Raw genomic sequence first — 17508 nt, 5'->3', positions numbered from 1 at the left:
ACACCTGTTAGCCGCAGGTCCTGGCGGGAACTCTAGTGGGTATACAGGTTTCGTCGACCGTGTTATCTAATTGCTGGTTAAAGCGTCTAGTGCGAGGCCCAACAGCAATATTTGCATTAATCCGTTTAGCAAGATCTGGGCCTTCATGAGAGCGTTGGGCACCTGATCACTCTGACCTCGAAGATTTCCGAGACGCCATGGGCCGCCGACCACGCACCACCCGCCGCATCGAGTTGCCTCAGGAACCGCTAACACTTTGGTTCCCATCGGCCAGGCTAGAGCGGAATAGCCATGCCGATGGCATCACGCCACCACCACCAGCACCCACGGACCCGGACGCAGTATGTCAGCGCGGAGGGATCGTCCCGGATCGCCGCAAGATCAGACCCGGGCATGAGGATCGAAACACGGCCACCGCACTCAAGCGGAAGGACCCACCCGAACCGGCCGTCAACGTCAGCATCGTTTTTGAGTTCCGTACCAGCAGTCCAGGCGTCTGTCATTGGTGTTCGGTGAGGTGGTGGGCCACGGTGATTCGTGCCGGTTGGCTGAAGCCCTGGGGCAGTGTTCGGAATCGATATGGTTGCCGCATCTGCTGGCCGGCTCCGCGGGTGATCGTTCCGTCCGGGCGCCGGTCCGGGTCGTCGAGGCGTTCGATGAGCCCGAATGCGGATAGTTGCCGGTGGGTGGCGTACACGTCGCGGTGGATGCCATACCAGGCCTCTCGCTGGGGATCGGTCAGGTACACCCCGCCGGCACGAGCTTGCGGGTAGCGGGCTTCAAGATCGCAGAGCATCAGGTAGGTGGTGATCTCCGCGGCGGACAGCACGTGCGCCCACCCGTTGAGGAAGAAGGTGGCGGGAAGCGCGACGACCGCGGTGCGTCCGGCGACGGGTCCTGGTGGCCGGATCCAGAGCGGCTCGCTGGCGCTGGTGGAGTCGCCTCGCGGGATGGTGTAGACGGGCGACCAAGATTCACCGTCCTCATGGCGAAGCTCGAAGCGTTCGTACCTGCCTCGTGCGCCGATGCGGCTGCGGAGGCCGACCAGGTGTTCGCGGTGGAGCAAGGCCAGGGCACGGACGAGTTGGCGTCGCATTCCTGCCGAACGGGGGACGGTGTCGGTGATGGTGGGGAGCAGGTCGACCCAGGCGGCCGCCTGGCGGGTGCCGTACAGCAGCGGTCTGTCGTTGTTGACGGCGAAGGCGGGTGTGAGCCGGGCTTGTGCCTCGAAGATCGCGATCAGGTACAGGTGCAGGGCCCAGCCTTTCATCGGGGCGAGTGCCGCGGCCGGTGAGGCCACCACAGGTCGGTCCGCAGCTGGGGTGCGGGCCCGGACGAGGGCTCGGCGGATCAGGTAGCGCTGGGGCGTTTGCCCGCCGGCGTGGTGGATCTGGTGCAGTCGGGCCTGCGCGTGGTCGTACGCCTTCGCGTGGGTGAGCAGCGTGGTGGCGCGGGCGCGATGGCGTTTCCGATCACGGATGTTCACGGGTGAAGAAGTTATCGTGACCGATCAGCCGCACCAAGAAGTTCGTGGCTGTAAAGGCTGCGTCGGAGAGAATGGCCAGTCCTGTGACCTGCGGCTTCACGAGTCCGAGGCGCGGCTGATCGGTCAGAAGGCCGTTTGTTCTGGGGCTGGCGGTACTGGAGCCTTTGGCCATGCCCGTAGGGAACAGGCCCGGCGCGATGCCGGGCCGACGGGCAAACGAAAGAGGACGATCCTCGGTGGACAAGCTCACGGTTGTCGGGTTGTACGTTGCGGTGGCGGTGCTTGCAGCGGTGGTAGTCGGCGCTGTCGCTGGCTGGTTGTCGTGGCTGGACGATTCCCGCTTGGCCCGCGCGGTGTTGGTCGGCGGTTCAGCCTCTGGTGCGGCTCTAGGCCTCGCGGTCGCGGTGGCGGCCCTGATCGCTTGACGCACAGACCGCCGGGTACCGCCATCGCGTGAGGTGCCGGCGAGCGCCAGCGGCGGGGAGGGTGCGGATCGTGCCGGCCAGTTCGTCAGCGGTGAACGGCTTGGCGAGGAAGGTGTCGTCCGACCTCAGGCGATCAGCAATCGTCCTGGCGCCAACTCTCCTGCTCGCGGGCCCAGGGCTCAGAATCTTGATTGATCGCCTTGACCGAGTAGGTATACGTCACTCTGGCCAGATCTCCCGACACCTGCGCCGAGAAGGTCTCAATCGGCAGCGCACTGCCGTACATCTGCTCGGCCGCGCTGACGATGGAGGTGAACTCGGCCAGCGAGTGCCGCTTCCGACACCGCTGCGACAGCAGTTCGTAGGCCGCCTTCGGGTCGCCGGTAAGAAAGGCGTCGCTGTAAGCCTGAACCGCGGCCTTCAACTCGTTCTGCGCATCGACGGCGACGGCAGTGGGTGATGCCGTGTCGGAACTGGCGGCAGTACCGGCCGCCGGAACCGAAGTCTCGCCCGCAGCGGCAGAGCGTGTGCCATCGGCGGCGTCGGTCTGACCGCCGCAGCCGGCCACCAGAGCACAAATGGCTATTCCTGCGAAGATCATCCTGGGAGTCATCCGACCATCCTCTGCCATCAGTCGACTCCGGCGCCACGTCGGCCGTGCAGCAGCCGGGACCGGCACGATCTCAGTCTCGCTCCGCCTGTCGGTCAGCAGCGAAGCGGAGCGATGGCGGTCGGAAAACATTCACCCGTTGGCATCAATCGCGGAGCCATCGCCGGAGGCGGCTTCGGACGTCAGAGTCTCGGCGTCCGCCGCTTGCGGAAAAGAGCCCTCAAGCAGTAGCTGAAGACCGCGACTGGCGCTGTCGAGGGTGATCAGGTCGCGTCGAGTGTCAAGGATCGCCCGTAGTGCCCGGATGGCAACCTGGGCCGCCTCTCGGGCGTTCTCAGCGATGACCTCCGGCGTCGTCTTCTTGGTAAGACTCGCATGTACGATCTCGCTCCGCGAGTTGTAGATCTTGCTGTATCTCTTCTGGGCGGCTTCTCTGTCTGCCCCCGGCGGGTAGAGAAGACAGGCCAGGGCGCCGGATACGCGAAGAGTGCTCTCGGTCTTGGCTCCGAACAGCGATTCCCAGGCGATCACTGCATCGATCAGCATGTCGTCCTGAACACGTCGTTCAGTTAGTGCGCGTAACGTCCTGGTTGCGGCAAGCCTGACATGAGACAACGCTTCCGTGTCCACAGTGCCGAGCCAGGAGCCCCATGCATCCATCTGGGCCCGCGTTGCCTTGGTGGGATGTCTTGGTGCCGAGTGCTGCGGATCGGTCCAGTAGCCGATACTCGAGGTCATGAAGGAGATCGTGCGGCGCCAGGTCGGCAACACGACGGGTATCTGATCCCCATCCCAGGACAACGCCAAGCAGATTCGGGCCTGCTCAACTAATGCCTCCAGGCCGACCGTGGTCGTTCCCTCCATGATCATTTCGTCAGGGGACTGGATTCGAACTCGGTAAGGGATGCGGGTCTCCAGGACGACATCACCGGCGTCGGTGATCTCGATGTGCTCACCCGTTTCGGTAGTCGTGTTGATGCGCCGCTCGGACATGCTGCTCGCGAAAGAGGGGAGGTCGCTCGGACGAGCGGAGCGGAGTCGGCCCCAAGATCCGACAACCTCGACATCCTGATCAACGACGATGCCGGTGAAACCCACAAGGGACGGGACGAGCACCTCCTCCCCACGCAAGAGTGCACGGGTTTGAGTCAGCATCTGCCGCACTGCGGATAGATACTCTTCTAAAGTCGGGCCCTCAACCCGGAGCCTCACCGCATCCCAAGCCGCCAGCAGAACGTGGTTACCGAAGATGGCAGCCTGTTGCCCCTGCGCGGTCCCCAGAGTTGTTCCGAGGACTATTGACTCCGACCCCCAGTCGTCGTCAGCGCCGGGAAAGATGCCGTCGGCCCGGACCGCGGCCACGACCCGAGCACCAGCCGGCGACATCAGGTTGGCAGACAGCGAAGGACCGGTGAACCCTGCAGGCAGAAGCAGTTGCCCATAACTCTGCGCCGCCAGGTCGACGACAGCATTCTGCAGATCGTCCTCGGAAGCCTCAGCCTCAGCCGGCTGTCCGCCAGCACGCTGACGCAAGCCCTCGACGAACGTCGCGTTCCACGCAGGCACGTAGAACGACAGACGCATACCCACGAGGTCTGCCGACCGGCCGGAATGATCAGCACTGCCTTCACGAACGAAGCGCGTCAGTGCTGCCGCCACCTCAAGCTGTCCCGGCGAGGGCAACTCAAACGGTGCCACCAGGATCCACTTGACGAAGGGCTCGCCGAGCACATGAATCAGAAGCGGGAAGTCAACGTCAGTTTCTCGTCGATCGGCCTGACCGCCAGGCTCTTCCGACCGCTGCTCGCCACCAAGGTCAAGGTTCACACCGCTATTGGAGCACTCTAGGACGAGCGTCCGCGAACGAAAAATGCCCGGCCCGAACCGTCTCCGCTTAGCGATCGCCACCGGGGCGACACGTTGACCCCGAAAATTTCGGGTCTCAAAGTTTTCTATCCCGTCCGGACGGCGGGATGCCGAACCTTCCGGGCGGCACCCGTACACGCGGGGGCAGGGGCACCCCCGCCCCTACGTACGCGTAGGCCTATACGCGAGCCTCACCTTTGGTACACCTTTGCCCGCATTTTGTTGTGTCGTGAGTCACAAATTAGCCGCCTAGGGCTTGACAGAATTGGGTCTCTCTGGGGAATGTCTGGGCCGCAACGTCGCTGTCCGGAACGTCTGGACAGCACACCCGCCAGGGAGGCGCACCATGGCTGCAACCACCACCACCGCGAAGATCACGACCCTCGCCCTGCGAGCGGACGGCCAGCCCATCCTGACCGGCCTCCCGTGGATGATCGATGGGCTCCGCGAGGACGGGAAGCCCGGGCAGGCACGTCGGCTCATGAACCGCCACGGCTTCGGTTGGGAGTGGGACCGCGACAACGGCGGTTGGGTGCCCACCACCGACAGCGCGTTCACGGCCGATGACGTGATCATGACGCTCGCTGAGCACGGCGTCGACGTGATCGACTTGACGGGCGCGGCGGCGAAGCCCGCGATCGCGAAGCCCGCCACCCGCAAGGGTGCGACGGCTGCGGCGAATCCCGCCACCCGCAGGGCGGCCGCGAAGCCCGCCCCGGCTGCGGTGCAGCCCGTCACCGGCGCGACGCTGGCGGAGACGATTACGGCGGCACTAGTCGCGGATGGGGTCGACGCCGAGATCATCGCTGCGGCGGTCGCTGCGGCGGTCGCTAAGGCGAATACGCTGGCGAAGACCGCGACGGCGAAGCCCGCCACCCGCAGGGGCGCGACGGCGAAGCCCGTCCCGGCTGCGGTGAAGCCCGCTACCCGCAAGGCCACGGCGGGTGGCGTGGCCGTGACCAGTGAGGGTGAGCGCGTGCTCACGGTTGCGGCTGGTGTGCCCATCGCGGCTGCGGCAAAGGCCGCGCGGCAGGCGCTGTCGCGGGCGAAGGTCAAGGGCGTGAGCGTCCGCAAAGAGGGGCGCACGTTGGTCGCCTACGGCCACGACGGCGGGGCGGTGTCCACCGACGTTGACGCCGTGATGATCGCGGCAGTGGCCAGCGTCGCCTAACGGCCGATCGGGGTACGTGTCACGGCGCGTACCCCCACACTCGCAAGCGCGCAAAGGGCGTGCTCCCGTACGGGGGCACGCCCTTTTTCGTGTCCGATTGTGGGGCACGACTGCCTCAGAGCGTCCGTGAGGGCCGCACGCGCATCCTGACGTCCAGGCTCCGGGCAGGCGCGAACGGTTGCCCTGAGCTTCTCGGGCGGTCGCGTGCGTGCCGGTGTGCTCGGCCGATCCCGGCAGGTGTGCGCGACCGCCTCAGGGCGTCCGTGGGGGCCGCACGCGCATCCTGACGTCCAGGCGTTCCGGACAGGCGTGCACGGCCGTCTCCGAGCCTCTCAGGCGGTCGCGCGCGCGTGCCGGTGCGTTCATTCACTCGGGTGGGCGCGTCTTGCGCGCTCGCGCGAGGTGCCTGCGTGCGCTGCCGTGCTCGCGGGCGCGCCCGTGGAGCGCGTCGCACTGGTGCCCGCGCGGCGCATCGCTTAGGCGCGCGAGTGGAACCCGCTGGTCATCAGCCACGCGCACCCTTGCGTCCACGCGCGTGACTGCGGTGCGCGTGCGGCGGGCGCGCGTGAGGGCGTCGCCGGCGTGCCCATGTACGCGCGCGGCGCGTGTGGGCGGGTTGCGCGCGTATGCGCGGATTGGAACCTAGATTTGACACGTTGGGTGTTTTGTGATTTGATCCCTGCCCTGCTCTTGTCCAGACGTTCCGGACAGAGAGCCGAGCGGAACTCACGCGGCAGGCGCGTGACGGTTTCCGACTCTCACCCACCCGCACGAATCGCCCCTCGGCCAGGCACGGCTGAGGGGCGTCGCCACATCATCAGGAGGTTCCCCATGATCAGCGCCACCGTGTCCGCCCACGCCTGGACGGCCACCCTGACCAACCCACACACCGACCCGTGCCTGCACGTGACCGTCGGCTTCGCCACCGTGCAGTTCCGCGTCGACCTCGCCCGCGTGATCACCCGCAGCCGGGGCTCGCTGGTGAGCGCGGTCGCCACCGAGGCGGTCCGGCTGCTGCGCCGCAAGACCGGCTACGCGCCGACCGGCAGCTGGGCGCGGACGAGCACGGACCGGAACGCATTCACGGTCCCGATCGCGGAGATGCCGGGCCGCTGCGAGACGTGTGTGTCCCGCTGCGAATGCCGGGCCGGAAGCGACGGCTGCGAGCACCTCGGATGTCGGGGCCAGCGGACCCCGGACCGAGCGAACACCTGCCCCGGCGTCGCGGTGCTCACCGCGATCCCGCGAAACCGGAGTCGCCGCTGACCGGCGCTGCCCGGCGACAACCGGCCCCGCACGGGCCGGCGGTCGTCGAGTGGTGCCGGACAGCCGTTCGGTATCCCGTTCCGCCCAGCCAGGCACGGCCGGGCGTGAGCATCTGGAGGTTCCCCATGAACGACACACCCGAGCAGATGTACGCCCTCCTCGACACGGGCACCCTGGATCTCCTGCACCTGGAGATCGGCTCTTTCACGTGGCGAGTGCGAGTCGACCTGGCCCGTCTGGTCGCCGAATCGCAACGGCCGGGGACGCTGCTGCCCGCCGCCGCCCGCAGGGCCGCCCGTCTGCTTCGTCGGCGCACCGGCGGCCGCATCGAACCCAGTCTGGAGATCGGCAGCGGCGACGCGATCGACCGGCGGCGCATCGACATGAACGCGGTCATCCGCAGGCGTGGGCGCTTCGACATGACGGACGTCTTCACCCGCGCCGAGGTCGACCTGGCACGGCACTGCGGCTTCGCCCTCGACGGCGAATGGCTGCCCGCGCCCGGCCTGGGCACCTACACGGCCGCGATTCGAGCGATGGCAGGCCGCTGCGAGACGTGCGTGAACCGCAGCTGCGACTGCCAGTTCACCTCGTACGCCTGTCGCCACCACGGCTGCTCGGGCATCCGTGTGAAAGGCACACCCACCTGCGACTTCGCGAAGGTGCTGGCCCTGCCCGACCGGCAACTGGTCCTGCACGCCCGACACCACTGACCGGCGCTGCCCGGCGACAACCGGCCCGTGTGCGGGCCGGTGGTCGTCGAGTGGTGCCGGGCCAACCCGCTCGACATCCCGTTCCGCCCGGTCAGGCACGGCCGGGCGCAACCCATCTGGAGGTTCCCCAACCATGTCCACCACCGACAATCAGGCGCCCGTGGAGGGCCACCTGACGTTCGTCGTTCCGCAGCCAGAACTGCTGGCCGCGCTCACGTTCGTGGGCAGGGCCATCCCGAAGAAGCCGCCGGTTCCCGTCCTCGCGGGCGTGATCCTGACCAGCGACGGCGAGACCGTCACGATCGAGGCGTTCGACTACGACCAGTCGCGGACGGTCACGCTCCCCGGCGCGACGTGCACGCAGCCCGGCACGGTGCTGGTGAGCGCGGCCAACCTGCTCACACGGGTGAAGGTGCTCGCCAAGGACCGTCCCATCGCGTTCGCCGGCGAGGGTGTGCAGGCACGGCTGTCCAATGGCAAGACCACATACACGCTGCCGACGATGCCGGTCGAGGACTACCCGACCCGGCCGGACATGCCGCCCCTGATGGGCCTGGTCGACGGCAAGGCGCTGGCCGACCAGGTTGCACAGGCGACCAGATTCGCGGGCACCGACGAGACGCTGCCGTCGCTGACCGGCATCCACCTGCGTGGTGAGGGCACGACCCTGCACCTGGTCGCCACCGACCGTTACCGGGTGACCGTACGGGACCTCGACTGGGCCAACGACGTCGACAAGTTCACCGCCCTGGTGCCTGCGAAGCTGCTCACGGAGGTCACCAAGACGATCGGCCAGAGCCCCAACGTCACGCTCGGGTACGACCCCAAGGGCCCCGGTGCGGGCTGGTTCGGCATCGAGAACGCGACCATGCGAGTGGTGACACGCACGCTCGACGGGGGCACCTACCCGCCGGTGGCGTCGCTGGTGCCGAAAGCGTTCGTCCTCGACGTCGACGTGGACGTGGCCTCGCTCATCAGCACCATCGAGCGGGTGCAGGTCGCTCTCACCCGGGCGCTGCCGGTGCTGATGGAGTTCGGGCCGGACACATTCACCGTCGGTGGCGGCACCGACGAGGACGGGGCCGCGAGCGAGACGTTCTCCGACTTCACGTTCGTCACGGGCACACCGAAGGAAACTGCTGCGGCCGTGAAGGCAGCGGTCAAAGAGGCCGAGAAGCAGGCGCGCAAGAGGCACTCCCGCGACCCCAAGGAGGTGCGCGACCGGAAGGTCGCAGAAGCCGGGCAGCAGACGGCGGATGCGCTGGCGAGGGTGGGCGCGGGCATGGTCGTCGGCGCGAACCCCGACTACCTGGCCGACACGCTCAAGACCGCCGGGTCGAAGCGGGTGCGCCTGCGGTTCGTCGACCCGTACAAGCCGTTCGTAGCCGTGCCACTGGACCGCGACGGGCAGCCGCTGCCGGGCGTGACGAACCTCCAGATGCCCATCCGGATCGGCGAGACCAAGGACAGCATCGCGATCCCGCCCGCGCTGACCACTGGCCCGGAGACGGCCGAGGCAGACGCGGCGGGGGCGGCGGCCGAGCCGACCGATGACGCCTCCGCGTCTCAGGAGAGCGCCGCCATGCTGGGCGACGGGCCGCAGGCGAAACCGGCCGGGCAGCCGGACATCAGCGGGCAGGGCGCCGCCGTGCCGAAGCCGAGCGCGGCGGCGCCGGACCGGACCACCCCGCACCCGTTCCAACGGGCGGTCGATGACGGCAGGAAGACCAACCCGTTCACGAAGTGTGTCTGCGGGACCACCCGCAACGCCAAGGTGCACGGCGGCCGGGCCGCAGCGGCGAAGGAGACCAAGCAGACGGCGTTGGCTGCCGGGCCGGTGTGGATGGCGGTCCTTCAGCTGACCGCCCGCAGCGGCGGGCAGATGGTCACGGAGGCGACCGTGCAAGCGGGAATGACGGCGGTCCGGGTCTTCGGCGAGGACACGACCACGGGCGTGCTGGTCGCCGACACCCCCGACGGCAAGCGGATGTACGTGGCCGTGCGAAGCGCGGAGGAGGCCGAGCGGATGAAGCTGTGCGCTCTCGCGGCGTCCATTCCGGCGCACACGGCACAGGGCGTGTGGCCGCCGCAGGGTGCGGCGGCCGTGAACGAGGTGGGAGGCGAGCAGGTGAAGGCACAGGAGCAGGCGCCGGTGATCGTGGGCGGTGAGCCGAAGTTCGACCCGAAGGCGACGTCGTTGCAGGCGTTCAACCGGCTGAGCATGGGCGACTTCGATGGAGCGCTCGAACTCATCGACCTGGGCATGCAGAACGCCCCCGCCCACCTCTTCCGTGGCGGCGGCCTCACCTACGGGTGGGAGACGATCCAGGAGGCGATCCTGGCGAAGCAGGTCGAGGCGGAGATCGCGGCCGACACCGAGAAGCAGGCGCTCGCGGACATCGCCGCCGAGGCGGTGGCCGACACCGAGGAGACGGACGCCGCCGACGAGCTTACGCACGGCAGCGCGGAGACCGGGCCGGAGACGGTGGCTGAGCGTGAGCAGGAGGCGGCCCCGATCGAGGGCAACCCGGTGGCGCAGCGGCTGCGGGAGGCTCTGGCCGGGCACCCGGAAGAGGTGATCGAGGCGGCGGTGGCCGCCGCGATGGCGGCAGCACCTACCGCGGCGGCCGCGCCGATGCCGCGGCAGACGGCACCCCGCCCGGCGGCCGCTAAGCCGGAGCAGCCGCAGCGCACCGTTCCCGCGCCGCGCCGTGCAGCCGCTGCGGTGCCCAGCCCGGCCCCGGCCCGGACGGCTGCGGCCGCCACTGGCACGTCGAACTGGACGAAGTTCGGGATGACGGCTCCGAGCACCACCGGCGGAGAGCGAGTGTGGCTGCTTCCGGCCGGAACCCGGTTGAGGGCGCTGCGCAAAGACGTGCTCGACCGGCTGGTCGACGCCAAGCGGGACGGCGTGATCGCGGCCATGCCGAGCGTCGAGGTGGAGAAGGCGGAGCGGCCGTACCGGCTGCGCATCCGGTTCGCGACCGCCGGAGCCCTGACGGCGGCCAACGCGACCGTCGACCGGGCCGTCCTCACGGCCCTGCCGGACGTGGTTCCGGCCCGCGTCGGCTGACCTGCACCACTGCCACGGCCGGGTCGTGTCGCGTCCCCGGTGGGCGCGTCACGACCCGGCCTCCCGCCTAGCACCCACGAGCGAGCGAAGGACCGATGATGAAGGAGCAGGAACAGGTGCAGGTCAAGGTCGGGATCGACGAGACCCGCAACCGCAGTAGCGTGCGCTGGCAGGCGTGGGACCGTGGCCAGGCGGTCGCGGACGTGAGAGTGCCGCTGGTGGGCGGCAGGGCCGACACCGGCGCGCTGACGCGGGCGATCGCTGCGTATTTCGGCGTGGACGAGACCGCAGTGGAACACCGGCAAGGTCCGAAGCACTCGCCGGTCCGGCACGTGCCGAGCCAGGCGTGGGTGACCATCCCGCCGAAGCCGCAGGGGTGCACGCACCTCGCCGGCGACCCGGCATGTGAACTGGTGAGCTGCGAGGGCCGCCCGCCGGTGACCACCCCGTTGGACCGCCACGTCGTATCGGTCCCGGCGGAGAAGCACCCCGCCGAGAACGGGGTGGTCAGTCACGCCCGCGAGGTGATGGAACGGGTCAGCCGGGGCAGCGGGCTGCCGGTCGTGGAGGGCCGGGTAGCGGAAAACGGCTGGTCGAGCGCGCCGGTGCGCCGCGTTGACGGGATCGGATTCACCGTGGGCATCCTGCCGGTGCGGGTGCTGACGTACGAGTCACGGGCGTCACGGCTGGAATGCCAGGATACCTACACGGTCGTCTACGTCGGCGACACCTGCGTTCTGGAGCAGCGCTACGCCCGGGAGCACCAGATCGCCGAGGCGATCATCAAGGCCGTCGAGCGCCTCGTCGACGAGCAGACACTCGCGGCGCCGGCCGCGAACGGCTGGTGGCAGTTGAAGCATCCGCCGATCGGGTTCAACGTCAAGCACGTGCAATTCGGCCTCGTCGAGGTCAACGAGGCGTCCACCAACGACGGGTCCACGCTGCGAGTGGTCGACGTGGACGGCAACAGCCGGTTCCTCGACCGGCCGGACGGTCGGGGCGGATGGTGGACGGCGGCCTACGGCGGTTTCGCCCTGGCCGGGAACGACACGCGGGCGCGCTACGGGCGTCGGTACGACTACCGCAGGCAGGTGGCCGCCTACCGGCACAGCGAGCAAGGTCACGACGGGCACCCGGCCGCGTGCACCGAATGCCAGCAGGAAGCATTCGGGCCGCAGGCAGGAACAGGCGGCCACTACTGGGGCCGCTACGTCATGCTGCCGTTCTGCCCGCTGTGCGGGAAGGCGCGCGACGAATGGGAGGCCATGGAGGAGCCCGACACCTGCCCCGGCCCGTCTCACGTGATCGCGCTCCACGACGGGTCCTCTTCCGAGACGGTCGCGCCTACTCTGGCGCTGATTGATCATGCGGCGCCGCAGGGCCGCAGACATGTCCGGGCGGAGACGGTGAGGTTGGTCGACCACGGCAACGGGCGGCAGGGCATCGCCAACCCGTGCTGGTGTGGCCGGATCGACCTGCCCGACGGTGACACCTCGTCCCACGTGTACGGGCTCGAACCAGCACGGGTGACCTGCCCGGTGTGCTTCCACCTGTTCACCTGCCCCTGGGTGCAGCTGAAACAGGAGGCGGACCGGATCGGCTGCTGCGCGGTGTGCGCGCACACCGTGAAGTGCGTAGACATCGAGTGCAACCCGATCGACCACCCTGGGTTCGTGCCCGAGCCCGACGCGGCGTTCGACCGGGCGGCCGCTGCCGACGCGGTGGTCGAGCGAGTCTTACAGGCCGTGACCGCCGGTGACTACGCCCTAGCCGCTCGGTTGATCGACGCGGGCGACAACTACCACCCCCGCCACGTCGTGCCCGGCCACGACGGTTGGGACGGGCTGTACAGCTTCGTCCGCCGCCAGCGCGAGCAGGTCGCGCAGCACCCGGACGCGAGCAGCACGGATGCGGGAAATGCGGACGCGGACGACGACACGGATCCCGCGCTGCTGTGGTCGGCCGTGATCAAGGAACTCCAGATCTGACAGGCGTGGGTGGCGCGCACATGCCACTCACGCATGCGCCCACGGTCGCTCACTGGCGCACAACACGTATGCGCACGTCGCATGCGCAACACGAGAGAGCCCTTCTGAGCTGCGGAAATTGATCCGGGACATCACCTCGCTCTAGATTTGTCCAGACGTTCCGGACGGTACTTCCACTGCACGGCACCCGGCCCACACGTCACCCGCCCCCCGGCCCACCAGCGCCGGAGCAACCCCCACCACACCCACGAGAAAGGCATCACCATGTCGATCGCCGCCCTGCCCGCCGCCACCACCGCAACCGAGACCACGACCGCCGAGATCACCTTCGACACCCTCGGCACCCCGTACCTGCACGTCGATATTGACGGCGACCGCACCGGCTTCAAGATCGACCCGCACATGCTGCGGCTGTGGCAGCGGACCGCCACGGCCCAGGCCGAGCGCATCCTGCGGCGCTATGCCGGATACATGATCACCGGCAGCTGGGCCACCAGCGAGAACGGCCGCCTGAGCGCCACCGTCGCCACCGCCTCCTGAGCGACCCATCCGACCGGCCGTGACCACCGAGGTCACGGCCGGTCGCCGTCCAAGCCCACCCCCACACAGAACGGAGCCCCACATGACCGAACCCGGGCCCCCGCTCACCACCGACCAGGTCCGAGTGGCCTACGACCGTGACGGCCACCAGGCCTTACTCGTGCCAGACGAGGTCGCCGCACGGATCCGCGCCGAGATCACCGACGGCTGGTCCCCGCACTTCGGCACGCTGCCCGGCCCTGTGAGGGTGTTCACCTCCGGGACCTGGACGTACACGACCGTCACCACCATCATGTGGGCGCTCGCCGCCTGCCCGATCCCTGAGGGCCTCGGCCACGACCAGTACATGGACGCCCTGACGAACCGGTTTTCCGCCGCCCACGGCCTCACGCTGTGGCCGCCGATCATCAGCGCCGACGACTGGAACGAGCAGACCCGGACACCGGACGCCCCGGTCGACCCCGACCTACACGTCGTCGGCCCGCACCTCTGCCCCGATCACGCGATCGCCTTCAAGCGCGCCGTAAAGGGCGACTGACCCACCACTGCGCCACCCCGCTCTCCGGCCGCGACCTCATCGAGGGCGCGGCCGGTCCGTCTCCCGGCACCACACCCCTTCGCCTGAGAGGAGCCGACCGCCCATGCCGAACACCGCTGCGGCCGTATCGACGCTGACCGTCAACCAAATCCGCTTCGCCACCGACTGGCTCGGCCTTGAGGTGCTCGTTCTGCCCGACGAGATCACCCGCCGGATGGCCCGCGAGATCAGAGCCGGATGGCGCGAACAGCGCGGCGGCTACGCCTACGGGGAGTCCTGCGAGTTCCCGACCGGCACGTGGATGTACGACACGGTCACGACCCTGATGGTCGCCTACGCGGCCAGCGACATCCCCGCCCACTACGACATCCGCGAGCGGGCTCGGGCCGGCGGGCACCGAGCCGAAGCCGCCTACCGCTCACACCTGGTGCCCGGTATCGGTGGCGCCAGCGACTGGGACGACACGAACGGCATGTGGTGCGACCTCAACGGCAACGCCGACCTGCACCCGCAGGGCCACGCCTGGACCTCCTGCTGGAACCCGCACGCCTTCATGTTCAAGGGCTGACCGCCAGCCCGCCCGCGAACAACCCACCCCGAAGAAAGGACACCACCGTGCAGGACACCCATCCGGTCCCGACACTCACCCCCGACCGGATCCTGATCACCACCAAAGCCGACGGCCGCGAGGTCGTCATCGTGCCCGATGAGATCGCCCGCCGCATGGAGCACGAACGCAAGGACGCCTGGCGCGAGTTCCCCGGGCGGGCGGGCGGTGAGTCCCGGCCATTCCCCACCGGGACGTGGATGTACGACACCTTCAGCACGCTGATCACCGCGTACGGCGACAGCCCGATCCCCGAGGGCCTCAACCTGCGGAACTGGTCGTGGGCCATGGCCGATCGCTGGTGGGCTGTCGCCCACTACCCGGAGCTACGGGTCCCGGTCGTCGGCGAGGGCGACTGGAACCCCGACACCCGCACCTGGCGCGACTTCAACGCCAACGTGGACCTGCACCCCATCGGCACCGTCCACATGATCCCCGGCAAGGACGCCTACCTGATCACAGGGTGACGGCCACCGGTCAGGAACCTCGCGGAATTCCCTGACCTGTGCCGTCCGACGGCCCGTCACCCCCGCTGCGTGCAGGGCTGGCGGGGCATCGAGTGGCACTGGGCAGAACGCTCGGGCCCGAAGGAGGAGGCACTACCATGAACAGCAGCGACTACATCGACGAGTTCTTGAGCGAAGGCGACCCGCTGCGTCGGGGCGGATTCGTCGGCTACCGGCAGGTCGGCGTGCGATTGAACGGCGACTACGAGATGACCGGCAGCGGCGAGGACCTGGCGAGCCTCGGACAGGCGCTGGTCGACCGGTTCGGACCGCTCCGGCAGGTGCTGCTCACCGGCAGCCTGGCGGACGGTTTCACGCTGTACGGGCCGACCGGGATCGAGGACCCGGCCGCCCAGGCGAAGATCGCCGACTTGGAGGGCAGCGACGCGGCGGACGTGTACCGGTTCCAGCCGCTGGAGCCGCTGACTCCCCGGTTCACCCGGCAGGCTGGCGGCAACAGCCCGATCGCGGAGCTGATCGAACGATTCCGTACCACGGCGCTGGTCATGTACGCCCAGTACGAGGAGGCGGACCGCAAGCTCGCCCGGAGCCTGCGGACCGGTGCGAAGGGATTGCCGGAGGCCGACTATCGGCAGGACGGCAACGACGCGGCGAAAGCCGCCGTCTACCTGGCATACGAGATCCTGCTCGGGGTCAAGCCGCCGGTTCCCGTCGGCCTGCCCGCCGACGATGCCAGCGACAGCCTGGCCACCGCTGTGGAGATGCGGGGACGGGCCACGGCCGTGCTCCTGGAGACGTGCGACCACTGGAATCCGCAGCCTGCGGCCGCACTTTTCGGCATTGTGCGGGCACTGTTGAACGGGTCGCTGCCCGAACAGCAGATCGACGACTACCCGGCGAAAGGCTTCCCGGTAGAGCCGTCCGAGCAGATCGCCCGCGCAGCAGGCCTGCCCTTCAACCGGGCGGAGGGGGTGTATGGGTCCGGGGAATGGATCACCGCCGAGTCCATTGGCTTGGCGATCGAGGGCCTGCGGATGCTGACGGGCGAAGGCGCTAGCGTCATCATGAGCAACTGGTCGCACCTCGACGAAAGCCTGATGCGGGCCGGGATGAGCGTCCGGGAACTGCGGCAGGTCCTCGCGGGCTGCCGGACAGTGACCGACGCGGCCCGGCTTCTGGCGGGCGAGCCGGCAGCCGTGCCGAAACAGGTCACGGCATTCGCCGACAAGGTCATGGCAGAGGTGCGTAGGGATGTTGCCGAGGGGATCGTGCCGCGTACGGTGACCTGCTTCTCCCACCTGCACGCCTTCGTCGACGCGAATATGTACTCCCACCAGGCCGGGCTGGAGTATGACCCTGAGGACCCGGCCAGCAGCGATCTGATCAACGCGGTCGAGGACGAGGTCAGTCGGCGGATGCAGGCCGGTGCACTGCTGGCCGCCCAGCCGGAGACGGCAGTGAACGATCAGGGCCCGCATCAGGCTTAGGCCAACAGGGCGACGGCCGCGACGCCTAGCCCGAGGACGTGCGCGACGGTCAGTACGGCACGCTGGCCTACGACGGCTGCCAGAACCACCGGGACTGACGGCGCAAGCCTGGACCACGTGAGCTGCGGAATCGCAAGGCATTCTCCCGCACGGAAGACGTCCAGACATTCCGGACGTCATCCGCACGATTTGCGGGATACCGAGCGACATGCGGCTGCGTCACCAGACGACACAACACCGAATTTCGACCGAAGGGGCCGCCGGGCGACGGCGGCCCCTTCGCCTGTGAAGGGACAGCATCCGATGGCATCCATCGAGAACACGCACCAGGAGCTGACGCGCATCGGTCGCGAGCACGCCGACAACTGCGCCCTACTGCCAACCGACAGCCAACTGTGGGGGCTGGCCCGCAACATCGATCCCGCCCGGTTCGGCGTGGAGCCTGACCCCGTCGACATGACCAGCCTGCGGGACGCCTACGACGAGGGTCGCCGACCCACTCAGGTGGGCCTCGATGTGATCGCCGCCGAGTTGGGCAGGTTCGACGTCGCCACGATGATCCTGCACTCCAGCGGCAACTGCGCCACCCTGTACGCCGCCCCGAACGCCTCGTGGCCCGGCCGGGATGCCAACGAACCGTGGACGGTCACACTGGGGCCCTGCGACTACGTCGGCCCGGGCCACCGCCACGCGTACATCGACACCGCCGAAAGCGTGTCCTACGGTCCACCCAACGACGACCGGCACAGCCAGACCGTGCCGTACCTGGCACAGCCCGCCGAGGTCGCCGCGCTGGTCGCCGCAGCGGTCAACGACGACCTCGCCCGCCGTCAGCGTGTCGGAACCGCGATCGACGAGGCGACGGCGGCGTTCTGGAACCAGTTGGCCGCCGCCTTCCCCGAGATCACCACCGACGAGGTCGACCCGGCGGAGGGCATGCGGATCGAGCAGGCCATGCGCCACACGGCGACGCTCTGGATCGACGACAACCAGCCGCCGGGCGGCATCGCGGCCACCGCACCGCCGCAACAGGGTTTCGCCCAGCTCACCCCGGACGAGATTCGGTGCGCGCTGCACACGCTCGCCGAGATCCGAGACGACCCGCACGCTGAACTCAGCGAGGTCCAGGACGGCATCGCCGATCGGGTGGTCGCGATCTGGCGCGCGGAGAACGACGACATCGGCTGACCGCCAATCGCCGGAAGAACCAACGCGGCCGGGCTTGTCGGGAGGCACCCCGAGCCCGGCCGCGGCACCTGGAACGGTTCCCC

Annotated in this window: 16 protein-coding genes; 12 read left to right on the top strand and 4 right to left on the bottom strand. The window is 68.7% G+C overall.

The features are described from left to right. Window positions 1-499 precede the first annotated feature (499 nt). Window positions 500-1486 (bottom strand): hypothetical protein, encoded by a 987-nt coding sequence (locus tag BLU81_RS34175; RefSeq protein ID WP_231953639.1) that lies wholly within the window; start codon window positions 1484-1486, stop codon window positions 500-502. After that, window positions 1473-1730, bottom strand: a complete 258-nt coding sequence (locus tag BLU81_RS48745) for a hypothetical protein (protein WP_157751895.1) — start codon at window positions 1728-1730, stop codon at window positions 1473-1475. The genes BLU81_RS34175 and BLU81_RS48745 overlap by 14 nt, the downstream gene beginning before the upstream one ends. Between BLU81_RS48745 and BLU81_RS34170 the strand changes: the two genes are divergently transcribed. Next, window positions 1723-1911 carry a hypothetical protein gene (locus BLU81_RS34170; RefSeq protein WP_092550734.1) on the top strand — a complete coding sequence of 63 codons (189 nt, stop codon included), beginning with the start codon at window positions 1723-1725 and terminating at the stop codon, window positions 1909-1911. The two genes, BLU81_RS48745 and BLU81_RS34170, sit on opposite strands and share 8 nt — an antisense overlap. A 133-nt stretch (window positions 1912-2044) precedes the next feature. On the opposite strand, the gene BLU81_RS49995 is transcribed toward BLU81_RS34170, so the two are convergent. Both BLU81_RS49995 and BLU81_RS34160 read right to left on the bottom strand, forming a co-directional pair. Beyond that, on the bottom strand, window positions 2045-2524 hold the full coding sequence (locus BLU81_RS49995) for a nuclear transport factor 2 family protein (RefSeq protein WP_197686012.1): 480 nt from the start codon (window positions 2522-2524) through the stop codon (window positions 2045-2047). A 129-nt stretch (window positions 2525-2653) separates the two neighbouring features. Continuing rightward, window positions 2654-4348 (bottom strand): HEPN domain-containing protein, encoded by a 1695-nt coding sequence (locus BLU81_RS34160; protein ID WP_157751894.1) that lies wholly within the window; start codon window positions 4346-4348, stop codon window positions 2654-2656. A 385-nt stretch (window positions 4349-4733) separates the two neighbouring features. Between BLU81_RS34160 and BLU81_RS34155 the strand changes: the two genes are divergently transcribed. The 11 genes from BLU81_RS34155 to BLU81_RS34105 all read left to right on the top strand — a co-directional run bounded on the left by BLU81_RS34155 (window position 4734) and on the right by BLU81_RS34105 (window position 17425). Beyond that, on the top strand, window positions 4734-5558 hold the full coding sequence (locus tag BLU81_RS34155) for a hypothetical protein (RefSeq protein WP_092550728.1): 825 nt from the start codon (window positions 4734-4736) through the stop codon (window positions 5556-5558). An 831-nt stretch (window positions 5559-6389) separates the two neighbouring features. Continuing rightward, the gene (locus BLU81_RS34150) at window positions 6390-6824 is read left to right on the top strand and encodes a hypothetical protein (RefSeq protein WP_092550725.1); all 435 of its coding nucleotides are present in this window, start codon (window positions 6390-6392) and stop codon (window positions 6822-6824) included. 125 nt (window positions 6825-6949) lie between these two features. Beyond that, window positions 6950-7537, top strand: coding sequence for a hypothetical protein (locus tag BLU81_RS34145; RefSeq protein WP_157751893.1), 588 nt, complete (start codon window positions 6950-6952; stop codon window positions 7535-7537). Window positions 7538-7670: 133 nt separating this feature from the next. Further along, window positions 7671-10610 carry a DNA polymerase III subunit beta gene (dnaN, locus tag BLU81_RS34140; RefSeq protein ID WP_092550719.1) on the top strand — a complete coding sequence of 980 codons (2940 nt, stop codon included), beginning with the start codon at window positions 7671-7673 and terminating at the stop codon, window positions 10608-10610. 95 nt (window positions 10611-10705) lie between these two features. Next, window positions 10706-12598, top strand: a complete 1893-nt coding sequence (locus BLU81_RS34135; RefSeq protein ID WP_157751892.1) for a hypothetical protein — start codon at window positions 10706-10708, stop codon at window positions 12596-12598. Between the two features lie 147 nt (window positions 12599-12745). Next, window positions 12746-13138, top strand: coding sequence for a hypothetical protein (locus tag BLU81_RS34130; protein ID WP_157751891.1), 393 nt, complete (start codon window positions 12746-12748; stop codon window positions 13136-13138). Between the two features lie 82 nt (window positions 13139-13220). Continuing rightward, a complete protein-coding gene (locus BLU81_RS34125; protein WP_092550710.1) occupies window positions 13221-13676 on the top strand; it encodes a hypothetical protein in 456 nt (151 codons plus the stop codon). Window positions 13677-13779: 103 nt separating this feature from the next. Then, window positions 13780-14244, top strand: a complete 465-nt coding sequence (locus BLU81_RS34120) for a hypothetical protein (RefSeq protein WP_092550707.1) — start codon at window positions 13780-13782, stop codon at window positions 14242-14244. 47 nt (window positions 14245-14291) lie between these two features. Next, complete coding sequence (locus BLU81_RS34115) at window positions 14292-14750, top strand: hypothetical protein (RefSeq protein WP_092550704.1); 459 nt, start codon at window positions 14292-14294, stop codon at window positions 14748-14750. A 137-nt stretch (window positions 14751-14887) separates the two neighbouring features. After that, a complete protein-coding gene (locus BLU81_RS34110; RefSeq protein WP_092550701.1) occupies window positions 14888-16237 on the top strand; it encodes a hypothetical protein in 1350 nt (449 codons plus the stop codon). A 303-nt stretch (window positions 16238-16540) separates the two neighbouring features. Then, window positions 16541-17425, top strand: a complete 885-nt coding sequence (locus BLU81_RS34105; protein ID WP_157751890.1) for a hypothetical protein — start codon at window positions 16541-16543, stop codon at window positions 17423-17425. Window positions 17426-17508 lie beyond the last annotated feature (83 nt).

The sequence above is a fragment of the Actinoplanes derwentensis genome (assembly GCF_900104725.1).
Classification (GTDB): Bacteria; Actinomycetota; Actinomycetes; order Mycobacteriales; family Micromonosporaceae; genus Actinoplanes; species Actinoplanes derwentensis.
This window is presented reverse-complemented; position numbering and strand designations above follow the sequence as displayed.

Bases quoted from the DNA above. Each gene is read 5' to 3' on its own strand.
- BLU81_RS49995 (WP_197686012.1), bottom strand. From the start codon at position 2,524: ATGACTCCCAGGATGATCTTCGCAGGAATAGCCATTTGTGCTCTGGTG.
- BLU81_RS34155 (WP_092550728.1), top strand. From the start codon at position 4,734: ATGGCTGCAACCACCACCACCGCGAAGATCACGACCCTCGCCCTGCGA.
- BLU81_RS34150 (WP_092550725.1), top strand. From the start codon at position 6,390: ATGATCAGCGCCACCGTGTCCGCCCACGCCTGGACGGCCACCCTGACC.
- BLU81_RS34145 (WP_157751893.1), top strand. From the start codon at position 6,950: ATGAACGACACACCCGAGCAGATGTACGCCCTCCTCGACACGGGCACC.
- dnaN (WP_092550719.1), top strand. From the start codon at position 7,671: ATGTCCACCACCGACAATCAGGCGCCCGTGGAGGGCCACCTGACGTTC.
- BLU81_RS34135 (WP_157751892.1), top strand. From the start codon at position 10,706: ATGATGAAGGAGCAGGAACAGGTGCAGGTCAAGGTCGGGATCGACGAG.
- BLU81_RS34125 (WP_092550710.1), top strand. From the start codon at position 13,221: ATGACCGAACCCGGGCCCCCGCTCACCACCGACCAGGTCCGAGTGGCC.
- BLU81_RS34120 (WP_092550707.1), top strand. From the start codon at position 13,780: ATGCCGAACACCGCTGCGGCCGTATCGACGCTGACCGTCAACCAAATC.
- BLU81_RS34110 (WP_092550701.1), top strand. From the start codon at position 14,888: ATGAACAGCAGCGACTACATCGACGAGTTCTTGAGCGAAGGCGACCCG.
- BLU81_RS34105 (WP_157751890.1), top strand. From the start codon at position 16,541: ATGGCATCCATCGAGAACACGCACCAGGAGCTGACGCGCATCGGTCGC.